This is a genomic window from Mesorhizobium sp. P2_F8, assembly GCF_056403655.1.
The window spans coordinates 166,722-178,368 of record NZ_JBFUFB010000003.1 but is presented as its reverse complement, the minus strand read 5'-3'; the positions used below and the strand labels follow the sequence as shown (position 1 = coordinate 178,368).

Genomic DNA, 11,647 nt, shown 5'->3' with positions numbered 1-11,647 from the left:
ACCGGGCCGACACCAGTGTCCCATGTTCTGACGTCGGCCACGAAAATGCCAGGTGTTCAACATGCGGCTAAGCCTGCGCCTGGACGGCGATTGCGTCCGTGGCTTCCATGTCCTGCTCGCTCAACGCCTGGCCGCACTCGCGAATGTCGAGCTGTCCGTCGATGCCCGGCCGGCTGGCGGCGGTATCCCGCGCAGCGCCGAGGCCTTGTTCCAACTTGAAACAGCAATCCATGGCCTGCCCCGCGATGGGCTGGCAAAGCGCTTGCCGCGCTCGGCGCTCGCCCGCTATGGCGCGCCGCCCGCTTCGGTCGATCTGGTCGTCGACCTCTGCGGTGACGTTCAGCTCGAAGGCCCACGGATCTGGCACGTCACCTATGGCGGCGCCAGCGGCGAAGCGGCCCTGCTCGCCCTGATCCTCGCCGGCCAGACGCCACTCGCCCGCGTCGAGGAAAACGGGGCTGCGATTGCCGCCGGGCGCCTCGGAACCGAATATGGCGGTATCGCGCTGGCGTCCTTCCAGGACATGCTGGCGCGTACGGCAAGCCTGGTCGTCGCGGCGATGTCGGGCGCGGCGTCGGCCGTGCCGCTTCTGCCCGAGCCGGCGCAGGCTGGTGCCCCGCCGCCGATGCCCTCGGCTTCCAAGCTTGGCGTCAGGGCGGCAAAGGCGCTGGCGCGGCGGATCGTCCAGAAGATCTACCATCTTTGCTACAACGCGCCGCACTGGAAGGTCGGCTGGCGAGAAACCAGGGGCCGGGATCTGTTCGACCTGCGCGCCCATCCGGCATCGGGCTGGCAGGTGCTGCCGGACGATGGCAGCCGCTTCTACGCCGATCCGTTTCCGATCCTGTATCAGGGTCAGCTGACCCTGTTCGTCGAGGATTATATCCACCGGCTCGACAAGGCCATCATCTCGGCTGTGCCGTTCGGTCCGGCCGGCCCGATTGGCCGCCCTGAGCCGGTTCTGGAACTGCCCTACCATCTCTCCTACCCCTTCGTCTTCGAGCGCGACGGCGAGGTCTGGATGGTTCCGGAAAGCTGCGCCAACGGCACGGTCGATCTTTACCGGGCGACTGCCTTTCCCGGCGGCTGGGTCAAGGAGGCGACGCTGCTGTCCGGCATCGTCGCCAGCGACGCCACCCTGCTCGAGCACGGCGGCAGCTGGTGGATGTTCGCCACTGTCCGGGACGGTGGAGGCGCCTTCTCCGACACGCTGCATCTGTGGTCGGCGCCGGATTTTCGCGGCCCCTGGACGCGGCACCCGAACAATCCCGTGCTGATCGACATCGCCTCGGCGCGGCCGGCCGGCCGCATGGTGAAACGAGGCGATCAGCTGCTTCGCCCGGTGCAGGACTGTCGTAGGAGCTATGGCGCGGCTCTCGGCATCGCACGCATCTCTCACCTTGATTTGATCGGCATGGAGCAGGTTGTTGAGACGATCTTAAATCCAGGTGCGCTATGGGATGGGCGCAAGCTCCACACGCTCAACGAGGCGGGTGGTTTCGAGTTCATCGACGGCTCGGCGATTGCACCGCGCTGGAAGCAACGAGGCGGGCGGTATTAACCTAAACATTGGTTACTACCAGTCGCGCCTGCAAGTGCTTGAGGTTGATTTGGGTCCGGACGTATTTTCCACCACAGATTGCAGAGCGGAAAGATGACCAGCAGAAAGGGCGGCGAAATGAGTATCGCAGAGGCTGGCCCAGCCGAAGTCGACGTGGCGATTGTCGGCGCCGGGCTGGCCGGAACCACCTTGGCGACGGTGCTTGGAAAAGCCGGGCGCAAGGTGGCGTTGATCGATCCGCACCGCGTCCATCACGACGAATTCAGGGCTGAGAAGATCGGCACGAAGCAGATGCAGCTGTTCAAGAGGCTGGGCCTCGACGCGACGATTTTGCCTCTCGTCACCCCAATGGACGAGGTCCATATCTTTCGCCTCGGACAGTTGTTCGCGCGTGAAACCCATCGAGAGTTTGGATTTTCCTATGGCTCGCTGATCAACGGCCTGCGCGACGCGCTGCCGCCGCAAGTTCCGTTGACGGTAGGCAAGGTCGCCGAGATCACCACCGGATCGGACAAGCAGCGGCTTGTGCTCGCCGATGGCTCCGTCGTCGACGCGCGGCTTCTGGTGGTGGCCACCGGCTACAGCGAAGCGGTGCGGCGCGCCATCGGCGTGAACCGCATCGAAGAATCCAAGGCATTTTCGCTATCGATCGGCTTCGACCTCGCCATCGCGCCGCGTGACTGCGCCTATGAGTCCGTCACCAGCTACGGCAAACGGGCCGGGGACCGGGTCGCCTACATCACCGTCTTTCCGATCGGCAACAAGATGCGGGCGAACATGTTCGTCTACCGGCAGGTGGCCGAGCCGTGGACAAGGGCGTTTCGCCAGGACCCGCAAAAGATGCTTTGCGAGCTGATGCCCGAGATATCAGCGCAATGCGGTAACTTCGAGATCGCAGGCCCCGTCGAGGTCAGGCAGATCAATCTGACCACGACGCAAGGCCATCGCCGCGACGGAGTGGTTTTCGTCGGCGACGCCTTCTTGACGACGTGTCCAACGCCGGGCGTCGGCATCGAGCGCGTGATGACCGATGTCGATCGGCTCCATTCGGTGCACATTCCGCGCTGGCTCGAAACACCGGGAATGGCGGCTGACAAGATCTGCGCCTTCTATGACGACCCGGTCAAGATCGCCGCCGATGAGAATGGCATGAGGTCCAGCATCTATTCTAAGGCGATCACCACCGGCACAGAGCTGGAATGGCGCATCCGCCGCCTGCGCAACAACACCGCGCGCCAGCTGATGATCGTCGGCCGAAAGATAAGGCATTTAGGCCTGCGGCGGGCAAATGCTGTCGCCGGCGAAGCGTCATAGAACACCCCGCCCGGATCACCCCAGCCTTGCATGCTTCGCGCGCGTGTGCGCGGGAAGTGGGAACGATATCGCCCGTCAGGTGTTAGAAACTTATGACGAACACCATGGAACCCCACGGTCACGGGATGGTGGCCGATATTTTGGCCTTGGAAGTTGCCAATGCCAGGCAGCGCATCAACCGGACCGAGCTCGCGATTCAACGCACAGAAGAAATGCTGGCCGAGAACATCGCGCTGCGCAGCAGGATACAAACCGCGCAACGGCGTCTCGTCGAGACCGCGGAGCGCTTGGTGAAGATTTCCAGCGCAACGGCGCCGCTGTAGCCGGTAGCGGCGATCGCCTTCCATGCAGGCCGCTAGGGCCAGGTGCAGCGCAACTGCCTGCCGACAATGGCTATTGTCGATTTCCTCCCCCGGAACGCGGGCTGCTGCCTGGCGAGCCAACGGATTCCCGCATGAAAACCTGGCAAGGCTCGAGCCGTGCTCTCGGCGGCCCGTCCCCGCCTTCAATCCTGGCAAACAGGGCGTCCATGGCGTGGCCGGCGATCTGGCGCACCGGCTGCACCACGGCGGCGATGGCCGGCCATGTCACCTGCATCCACTCGGCGTCGTCGAAGCCGACCAGCGAAATGTCGTTGGGGCAGTGCCAGCCACGCCGTCGGAACTCGGACAGCGCCACAAGCGTGCCCTTGAGGAACAGCGAATAGACGGCACTCGGACGTTGGCCCCCGCTCCCACCTTCGCCTTGATCGAAATAGGCGCGCAATTGCGACCTGAGCGGTTCGACATCGCCTTCGGCAAGCACGACGTCGATGCGCACATCTGGCGCCAGCGCCAACGCGGTGCCACGAAAGCCGTCGAGGCGGGCGTGCATCGTGGCCGCCTGTTCGCCAAGGCCGACAACCAGGATGTGGCGGTGGCCCTTGCCGATCAGTTCGCGCGCCACCTCGGCACTGGCCGCCGCACTGTCGGCCGACACGGTGTCGAAGGCGTCGTCCGACAGCACGCGATCGATCAGCACGCCGGTCATGCCGTTGGCCTTCATGAACCCGGCCGCCGGGCCGTGCTCGTTGCGCACCGGCGCCAGCACGACGCCGGCCACCCTCCAGTCATGCATGCGTTCGAGGATTTCTTTTTCGCGCACCTCTGATTCACGGCTCGATGCGGCCACCAGCGTATAGCCGCGCTGCTCGGCCAGGCTTTCGAGCTGGGTGACCATCTGGCCAAAAAACTCGCTCTCGAACTCGGGCATGATGGCACCGATGATGCGGCGCTTGGCCCGCCGCATGTCGGAGGCCAGCGGATCGACGCGGTAGCCCAAAAGCTCTACGGCGTCGAAGACACGCTGCGCATTCTCGGGCTTCACCGTAGTGACGCCGGCCATGACCTTGGAGACGGTGGCGGTCGACACGCCGGCATAGCTTGCCACGTCGTGGATCGACGGACGCCGCCGCTGGCCCTGCCTATGCGCCATTGGTCCTCCTCACGAGGCGCGGACGTCAGCATTTTTCGTCCGCCACCAATCGAGTAAATCGATTTTTCGCGATTGTAAATCGTTTAATCGGAGGTATCTTGTCTCCGTGCGTGTCGCAAAAGTGTGCAACGGGATAACGACATGTGCAAACTAAAAATGTGCGATGAGGTTCGCGCCCGGAGGAGATTGCCATGTCAACAAGCACCTTGCCGCTGGTCATCAGCGCGCCGGAACCGCGCGCGCTCGACCTCATCTTCACGTCCCCGCAATTGGCACGCTTCCGGAAAACATACCGTATCGTCGAGACGACACCCGATGGCGTCGCAACATTGCCGGCCGATGTGCTGGCCGAAGCCCGCTACATCGTCGGCCAGCCACCGATCGCGCCTGAAACGCTGGACAAGATGAAGGCCCTGCGCTGCGTCTTCAACGTCGAGACCAACCTGATCAACAACATGCCCTACGAGACGCTGTTTGCGCGCGGCATCCATGTCGTCACCACCGGCCTGGTCTTCGCCGAGCCGGTGGCCGAGCTTGGCCTTGCCATGGCGCTCAACCTTGCCCGCGACATCGTCGACGCCGACCTCGCCTTTCGCCAGGGCAAGGAGTTGTGGGGCGGTGACGGCAACCGGACAGCCCGGTTGCTGTCGGGGGCCGATGTCGGCATCGTCGGCTTCGGCGATCTCGGCCGCGCGCTGAACCGGCTGCTGTCGGGCTTCCGCACCCGCACAAAAGTCTTCGATCCCTGGCTGCCGCCGTCGATCCTGATCGACAATGGCGTCGAGCCGGCCTCGCTCGACGAGGTGCTGTCGCAGAGCGACTTCGTGTTCGTCGTCGCTTCGGTGACCAGCGAGAACCAGGGATTTCTCGGCGCCGATGCCTTTGCGAGCATGCGCAGGGGTGCGGCCTTCATCCTGCTCAGCCGCGCCGGCGTCGTCGATTTTCCCGCCCTGATGGCGGCGGTGAAAAGCGGCCACATCGTCGCCGCCAGCGACGTCTTCCCGGAGGAACCGCTGGCGCAAGACCATCCGGTGCGTGCCCTGCCCGGTTTCCTGCGCTCGGCCCACCGTGCCGGCGCGCTCGACATCGCGTTCAAGCGCATGGGCGACATGGTGCTGGAGGACATGGACCTCGTCGACCGCGGCCTGCCGCCGCTGCGCTCCAAGCGCGCCGAGCGCGAGACGGTGTCGAGAATGCGTTCGAAGCCGGTGGATAAGAACTGAAGCTGTCCCGGGTGGCGCGCCATTCGATCCGGAACTGAATCAAATACCGCCTGGGGATGTCGCGCTCGGTCTCCGCCAATGCTTGTCCTGGCCTCGCAACTCGATGCGCCCGGGTGTCCGAAGACATGACCCGGACTTCGGTCACTGGCGGGTCCRCCTGAAACTCTCAAGCAACTCGGTTTCATTGCTGCAGCCATTCTCGAACAGCGAGAACACCGTGGCTGCGAGCCGCTGCACGTCCGGCTCCGATGACTTCGGGTCAAGTTTGCGTTCGGAGCAGACCTGATCGAAGACGCGTTGGCACAGTTTCAGATCGGAAGGATAGAAGCCGGGATGGCGCTTGTTAAGGCTCGACATGAGAAGCCCTCTCTTGGAGCAGCGACCACTTGCCTGACGATGTCCGCGCCCCCAACCGTAGAAATCGTACACTTTCCCGCCTGCCGAAGATAGATGCGTGTGTCATCAGCCACGCCTCGAACCGATGACCAGACGTGACATGGCGCTCTTGTCGTTAGCCGGCGGATTTTATCGACCGTCGCCGTGATCCGGCATTCTCAAGGGATATGTCGGTTTTGTACCAAGACGTGTTTGGTACGTTTCCGACACTAACGTTCAGGTCGAACTTTGCGTATGCGAACATTGGTGGGGGTCGCCGTGCATCGAATTTCATACCGCATTCCTGGGTTTTTTCCTTCAAACTCCCTATATACGGGCGATCGTCGGCACGTTGATACGGGGCGCGGACGGCTGGGAGATGGGATGGCTCTTGCCCTGCATTGGGCCGCGCCATGACCGATCCTGGAAAAAACCACCAATACCGAAACCAACTATTGCGGCGCATGCCGGCGGATGACCTGGCGCTGCTCGAGCCCCATATGCAGCGCTGCGACCTGCCCTTGCGCCAGATACTGGTGAGCCCCAATATTCCAATCGAGGCCGTCTACTTCATCGAACGGGGCATCGGTTCTGTGGTCGCCAGCACGACCAGCGGCCACGAGGCCGAAGTGGGCTTCATCGGCTTCGAAGGCATGACGGGATCTTCGCTGGTGATGGGCGACGACCGTGCGGTGCATGCCTGCTATGTGCAGCTTGAAGGCGAGGCCATCCGCATCGAAGCCGGCCCTTTCAATGCAGCCCTTGCGGCAAGTGCGACCTTGCGGATGTTCCTGCTGCGCTTCGTCAACGCGCTCCAGACCCAGGCCGGTTGCACCGCACTCGTCAACGCAAGGCTGAAGCTCGAGGAGCGGCTGGCGCGGTGGCTGCTCATGTGCGACGACCGGGTGCCTGGTGAAACCCTGGCCATCACGCACGAATTCCTGGCCATCATGCTTGGCGTTCGGCGGCCAGGCGTCACCGTTGCCCTCCAGTTGCTGGAAGGCCGCGCGCTGATCCGTTCGCGCCGCGGCGAAATCGTCATCCGCGACCGCGCCGGTTTGGAAGAACTCGCCAATGGCAGTTACGGCGAAGCCGAGGCCGAATATGTCAGGCTGGTCGGCGGGATCGATGCCGACTGATCAAGGGCGCCGCGCCGCCGGCTTGCCCGATGATGTCGCTTTGCCGGGCCGTGTCGCACCGACTTCATAGTCATCCGCGGCCCTTTTCCGGCCAACCGGTTCATTTCTGCCAATTGGCAACCCGGCATGCTCCAGGCTTGCGAGCTTGCATTTCGTCTGTTCGGCCGCCGCCCCGATAAGGCAATCGATGGTGAACATGGCGCCGGCGTGATCGCTCGCGGCCACCGCCTGGCGTATCTTGCTCAATTGCGCTTGCGTATAGTCCAGAAGCTCGACCAGGCCGGTGTGATCCAAACCGCCCTCCATAACAGGATGTCGAGTGGCCGATCCAGGTCGCTCTTGGCACTGGATTACGCCCATTTGGCGGGCTTGCATAGCCAAACTGTCAAAACCGTACAGTCTTCGTGTCACCGGACCGGCCGCGCTATTGGCCCAAAGTCCCTCTTCGCGAAACCGTCACCGCATGCGAGTTTGGCAAAATATAAGTTATCGCTTGAATAAGCATCCGTACGTCGCGGGGGCGATGTCGTGCCAATTCGCGAGAATCTCGCCGCCAATCTCAGGCGGCTGGTCCAACGCCACGCTTCCGTGAGTGCGGTGTGCCGTGAGCTTGGCATCAACCGCACCCAGTTCGAGCGCTATCTGCAAGGCCAGGCCATTCCGAACAAAGCCACCGCCAGGCTGATCTGCGGCTTCTTCAAGATCGACGAGAACGATCTTTATCGCGAGCCCGCTGCCGCGGCAGCCACCGACAGCCACGCATCGCTGCGCCAGAGACTGTATGAGACCATGGTGCATCCCCCCTCGCCGGCCATCGCCGGTGGCACCTATTTCACCTATTTTTCGGTTCCCGGCCGCCCCGACCTTTTGACGCGCTCGATCACCTTCGTGCAGCGTGAGACCGAGTTGGTCACCTTCAGGCGCGTGACGCGGTGGGCTCCAGACGACAGCCAGGGCGCAGCGCGGGCGCCCGACAACCACTACGGCGTGGTGATCTCGCGCCTGAACTGGATCTATTTCAGCGGCATCAACAGCCGCCCGACCGGCGAGCCGTCGATCGTAGCCGTGCAATGGGCCCCCATCTCGGAGCCGGTTCTGGTCGGCAGGGCCATTGTCCTGACGGGATCAGGGCCAGCCTTCGTTTCGGTCATCATGCGGCGGGACGTCGCCAGGATCAGCCTGAGACAGGCAATGCGGATGGCCCACGTCGTCGGCCTCGATGACCCCGGCGTCGATCCTCTGGTGGCAAGCCTCGCGCGCGAGGCTTGATGCACCAGATCCGGAGCGACTGACGGCACGGCGCGGCCGGTGGGAGAGGACCTTCCTTTTCTTGCCATGTTGCACTGCGAAAGATTTGTTGCATTGCGATGTCAACCTGCCCGGCCGACACTTGCGACGGGCTGGGACAAGCGGTGGGCCAAGAGGTGGGCTTGCACGAAGGAGCCGTCTTGGCAGCATCGTTCCGGCCGGACATACAGGGTTTGCGCGCGCTCGCCGTCGGCGGCGTCGTCGCCTATCATTTCGGGCTCTCCGCCCTGCCGGGCGGCTTTGCCGGCGTCGACATCTTCTTCGTCATCTCCGGCTGGCTGATCACCACCCACCTCATGCAGGAGATCGGCGACACCGGCAGGCTCGACCTCTGGCGCTTCTATGCCAGGCGCGCGCGGCGCCTTTTGCCGGCGGCCCTGTTCGTCGTCCTGGCGACGCTTGTGGCCGGCTATTTCATCCTGTCGCCGCAGGAGCAGGCGCTCTATTCGCGCGGCGCCATGTTCGCCTCCGCCTACGCCATCAATCTGTGGCTGCTGCGCTGGTCGTTCGACTATTTCGCCACGGATGCCACCAGCAATCCCTTCATCCACTTCTGGTCGCTGTCCGTGGAGGAGCAGTTCTACCTGGCCTGGCCGGCGCTGCTTCTGCTGGCGGCCTGGCTGCGTCCCGGCCTGCGAACGGCCGTGGCCGTGATCGGCATCGCCGGCCTTGCCTCCTTCGTCGCCTGCGCCTGGCTGACCAGCGCGGCACCGGCATGGGCCTTCTATTTCTCGCCGCTGCGTGCCTGGGAGTTCGCCGCCGGCGGCCTGGCGACGCTGGTCCCAGTGACTTTCCTGCTGCATCGTCCGTGGCTGTGCGCTGCACTTGGCTCGATCGGCCTGGCGCTGATCGCGGCGGCCTATCTGTGGCTGAGCGAAGACCTGCCCTTTCCCGGCTACCTGGCGCTGCTGCCGGTTGCCGGCACGGTGCTGGTGCTGTTGGGCGGGGCTGGCGAGGAGCGGGCTGGCATGTGGGCCAACAGACGGAACAACTGGCAGGCCTTTGGCCCGGCCGCAGCTCTGTCGCTGCCGCCCCTGCAATGGATCGGCGCGCTCTCCTATTCGCTCTATCTCTGGCACTGGCCGGTGATCGTCTATGCGCAGATGCTGGTGCCGGATCTCAGCGTGCCGCAGCGCCTCGGTTGCGGCGCGCTAGCCTTGGCGCTGTCGGTGTTCACCTATCGCCTGATCGAGAACCCCGGACGACGTGCCGGCTGGCTGACGGCAGGCGCCAGGGCTCCTTATTTCAGCGCAATCCCCGACGCAAAACCGCGTCTCACTTTTCCTGCAATAGCGCTGGCTCCCGCGCTTGCGCTGACGGGTGCCGGCGTGGCGGTGGCCTATGCCAATGCGCATCTGGCCCAGCGCAACATCGACCCCGAGCAGCGCGGCATCGAGCAGGCGGCCGAACAACCCTCCATCGTGCGCGCCGTCGACAAGAGCTGCCTGCTCGACTTCCACACGGTGACGCCCAAACCTTGCACGTTCGGCGCCACCGATGCCGCCCACACCATCGTGCTGTTCGGCGATTCGCATGCCGACCACTGGTCGACGCCGCTGATCGAGGCGGCCAGGCGCAACGATACTAAGGTGGTCACCTATCTCAAATCATCGTGCCGCGCCTCGCGGCTCTCGACCTTCAACACCGTGCTGAAACGCGACTACACCGAATGCGACGCCTGGCGCGAGCAGGCGATATCGGACATCATCGCCCGCAAGCCGCGCCTGGTGGTGATCTCGGAATTCTCCATTGGCAATCTGACGCGCGACATGCCCGCCGCCAGCCGCACCGCCGAGACCGCGCGCTGGCAGGCCGGCCTGCGCTCGACCTTGCAGGCCTTCAGCCGGGCCGGCGTCGAGGCCGCGGTGATCCGCGACACGCCGATCAACACCAGCTTCGCCGATTCCTGCGTGGCGCGCGCGCTGTGGTGGCGCGAGGCGCCGTCGCCGCACTGCGACACGCCAAGGACCGAGGCCGCCAATGACGGCGCGGCCGCCACCGAGCGCGCCATCGTGGCCAGCGTGCCCGACACGCTCTATGTCGACCTCACCGACCATTTCTGCGGCCACACCTCTTGCCACGTCTTCATCGGCGGCAAGCTGGCCTTCCGCGACCGCCACCACCTTGCCACCGCTTTCGCCGAGACGCTGGAGCGACCGCTGGAGAAGGCGTTGTTTTAAGTGATGGTGGCGCGGGTCGCCTTTCTGTGAGGCCGGTGCTGCCCCTCATCCGTCTGCCGGCACCTTCTCCCCGTATAGTGACGGGGAGAAGGGAAGTCGCCGCAACCTTCGTTCTTCGTTCTCACCGCTGGCGATTGGCGAAACCATACACAACAGCGTCCTTCTCCCCGTCACTATACGGGGAGAAGTGCCCGGCAGGGCGATGAGGGGCAGCGCCACATTTACAAGTGGAAGACAGTCAGGTGCACCTTCGGCAACCTCATCCTTCCGGTCTTGTCGCGCCGCTATCGCCACCCACCCGACGCCGTAATCCGCTCTCCCGTCAGCCAACCGGCCTCGTCGGACGCCAGAAACACCGCCACCCGCGCAATGTCGTCGGGCTGGCCAAAGCGGCCGAGCGGGGTGACCGCCACCAGCGCCTTCTCGTGTTCGCTGCCGACAATGCCGACACGCTGCAGCCCTTCGGTGTCGACGCCGCCCGGCGCAATCGCGTTGACACGGATGTGGCGGGCGCCAAGCTCACGCGACATCGACAGCGTGATCGAATCCACCGCCGCCTTGGTGGCGGCATAGACCAGCGAATTTGGCTGCGGATTGGCACTGGCGACAGAGCTGATGTTGATGATGCTGCCGCCCGCCGGCCCGAAATGCCTCACCGCCTCCTGGATGGTCAGCACGACGCCCAGCACATTGGTGTCGAATTCGCGGTGGAACTCGGCCTCGGTCACCGCCTCCAGGGGCTCGAATTGGAATACGCCGGCATTGTTGACCAGGATGTCGACACCGCCGAACAAGGACTTTGCCGCTTCGAACAGGCCGCGCACGTTAGCCGCTTGCGCGACATCGCCCTTCACCGCGACCGCCCGGCCGCCGGCATCCACGATGGCGGAGACGACGCGCTCGGCCCCTTCCCGCGATGAGGCATAGTTGACCACGACAGCGGCGCCCGCCGCCGCCAGCCCCTTGGCGATGGCTGCTCCAATTCCCTTCGATGCGCCGGTGACGATGGCGACCTTGCCGTCCAGACTGCTCATCCATTCTCTCCTTGATCCTGACGATGAGCGGTATTTAAGT

The 11,647-nt window shown here is 64.2% G+C and carries 11 protein-coding genes; 7 read left to right on the top strand and 4 right to left on the bottom strand.

The features are described from left to right. Nucleotides 1-61 precede the first annotated feature (61 nt). From AC1DZP_RS08180 to AC1DZP_RS08170, 3 genes are all read left to right on the top strand, one after another. Entirely contained in the window at nucleotides 62-1,561 is a 1,500-nt protein-coding gene (locus tag AC1DZP_RS08180; protein WP_477301465.1) for a glucosamine inositolphosphorylceramide transferase family protein, read from the top strand. Between the two features lie 93 nt (nucleotides 1,562-1,654). After that, on the top strand, nucleotides 1,655-2,875 hold the full coding sequence (locus AC1DZP_RS08175; RefSeq protein WP_477301463.1) for an FAD-dependent oxidoreductase: 1,221 nt from the start codon (nucleotides 1,655-1,657) through the stop codon (nucleotides 2,873-2,875). 92 nt (nucleotides 2,876-2,967) lie between these two features. Next, a complete protein-coding gene (locus AC1DZP_RS08170; protein ID WP_477301461.1) occupies nucleotides 2,968-3,198 on the top strand; it encodes a hypothetical protein in 231 nt (76 codons plus the stop codon). 70 nt (nucleotides 3,199-3,268) lie between these two features. Here the strand turns inward: AC1DZP_RS08170 and AC1DZP_RS08165 are convergent, their stop codons facing one another. Beyond that, nucleotides 3,269-4,348 carry a LacI family DNA-binding transcriptional regulator gene (locus AC1DZP_RS08165; protein ID WP_477301459.1) on the bottom strand — a complete coding sequence of 360 codons (1,080 nt, stop codon included), beginning with the start codon at nucleotides 4,346-4,348 and terminating at the stop codon, nucleotides 3,269-3,271. A gap of 191 nt (nucleotides 4,349-4,539) precedes the next feature. Between AC1DZP_RS08165 and AC1DZP_RS08160 the strand changes: the two genes are divergently transcribed. After that, nucleotides 4,540-5,571 carry a hydroxyacid dehydrogenase gene (locus AC1DZP_RS08160; protein ID WP_477301458.1) on the top strand — a complete coding sequence of 344 codons (1,032 nt, stop codon included), beginning with the start codon at nucleotides 4,540-4,542 and terminating at the stop codon, nucleotides 5,569-5,571. A 141-nt stretch (nucleotides 5,572-5,712) separates the two neighbouring features. On the opposite strand, the gene AC1DZP_RS08155 is transcribed toward AC1DZP_RS08160, so the two are convergent. After that, nucleotides 5,713-5,928, bottom strand: a complete 216-nt coding sequence (locus AC1DZP_RS08155) for a hypothetical protein (protein ID WP_477301456.1) — start codon at nucleotides 5,926-5,928, stop codon at nucleotides 5,713-5,715. A 431-nt stretch (nucleotides 5,929-6,359) separates the two neighbouring features. Here AC1DZP_RS08155 and AC1DZP_RS08150 point away from each other — a divergent pair, with 431 nt between their 5' ends. After that, complete coding sequence (locus tag AC1DZP_RS08150) at nucleotides 6,360-7,085, top strand: Crp/Fnr family transcriptional regulator (RefSeq protein WP_477301454.1); 726 nt, start codon at nucleotides 6,360-6,362, stop codon at nucleotides 7,083-7,085. Here the strand turns inward: AC1DZP_RS08150 and AC1DZP_RS08145 are convergent, their stop codons facing one another. Next, nucleotides 7,086-7,379 (bottom strand): hypothetical protein, encoded by a 294-nt coding sequence (locus AC1DZP_RS08145; protein WP_477301452.1) that lies wholly within the window; start codon nucleotides 7,377-7,379, stop codon nucleotides 7,086-7,088. A gap of 234 nt (nucleotides 7,380-7,613) precedes the next feature. On the opposite strand from AC1DZP_RS08145, the gene AC1DZP_RS08140 reads away from it, so the two are divergent. Both AC1DZP_RS08140 and AC1DZP_RS08135 read left to right on the top strand, forming a co-directional pair. Next, nucleotides 7,614-8,354, top strand: coding sequence for an XRE family transcriptional regulator (locus AC1DZP_RS08140; protein WP_477301450.1), 741 nt, complete (start codon nucleotides 7,614-7,616; stop codon nucleotides 8,352-8,354). Nucleotides 8,355-8,533: 179 nt separating this feature from the next. Beyond that, nucleotides 8,534-10,573, top strand: a complete 2,040-nt coding sequence (locus AC1DZP_RS08135; RefSeq protein ID WP_477301448.1) for an acyltransferase family protein — start codon at nucleotides 8,534-8,536, stop codon at nucleotides 10,571-10,573. 284 nt (nucleotides 10,574-10,857) lie between these two features. Here AC1DZP_RS08135 and AC1DZP_RS08130 read toward each other — a convergent pair whose 3' ends face one another. Beyond that, nucleotides 10,858-11,607 (bottom strand): SDR family NAD(P)-dependent oxidoreductase, encoded by a 750-nt coding sequence (locus tag AC1DZP_RS08130; RefSeq protein WP_477301447.1) that lies wholly within the window; start codon nucleotides 11,605-11,607, stop codon nucleotides 10,858-10,860. Nucleotides 11,608-11,647: the final 40 nt, after the last annotated feature.

What these genes read in the sequence shown, in the direction of transcription:
- AC1DZP_RS08150 (WP_477301454.1), top strand. Translation starts at nt 6,360, where the DNA reads ATGACCGATCCTGGAAAAAACCACCAATACCGAAACCAACTATTGCGG.
- AC1DZP_RS08130 (WP_477301447.1), bottom strand. Translation starts at nt 11,607, where the DNA reads ATGAGCAGTCTGGACGGCAAGGTCGCCATCGTCACCGGCGCATCGAAG.
- AC1DZP_RS08175 (WP_477301463.1), top strand. Translation starts at nt 1,655, where the DNA reads ATGACCAGCAGAAAGGGCGGCGAAATGAGTATCGCAGAGGCTGGCCCA.
- AC1DZP_RS08170 (WP_477301461.1), top strand. Translation starts at nt 2,968, where the DNA reads ATGACGAACACCATGGAACCCCACGGTCACGGGATGGTGGCCGATATT.
- AC1DZP_RS08165 (WP_477301459.1), bottom strand. Translation starts at nt 4,348, where the DNA reads ATGGCGCATAGGCAGGGCCAGCGGCGGCGTCCGTCGATCCACGACGTG.
- AC1DZP_RS08160 (WP_477301458.1), top strand. Translation starts at nt 4,540, where the DNA reads ATGTCAACAAGCACCTTGCCGCTGGTCATCAGCGCGCCGGAACCGCGC.
- AC1DZP_RS08180 (WP_477301465.1), top strand. Translation starts at nt 62, where the DNA reads ATGCGGCTAAGCCTGCGCCTGGACGGCGATTGCGTCCGTGGCTTCCAT.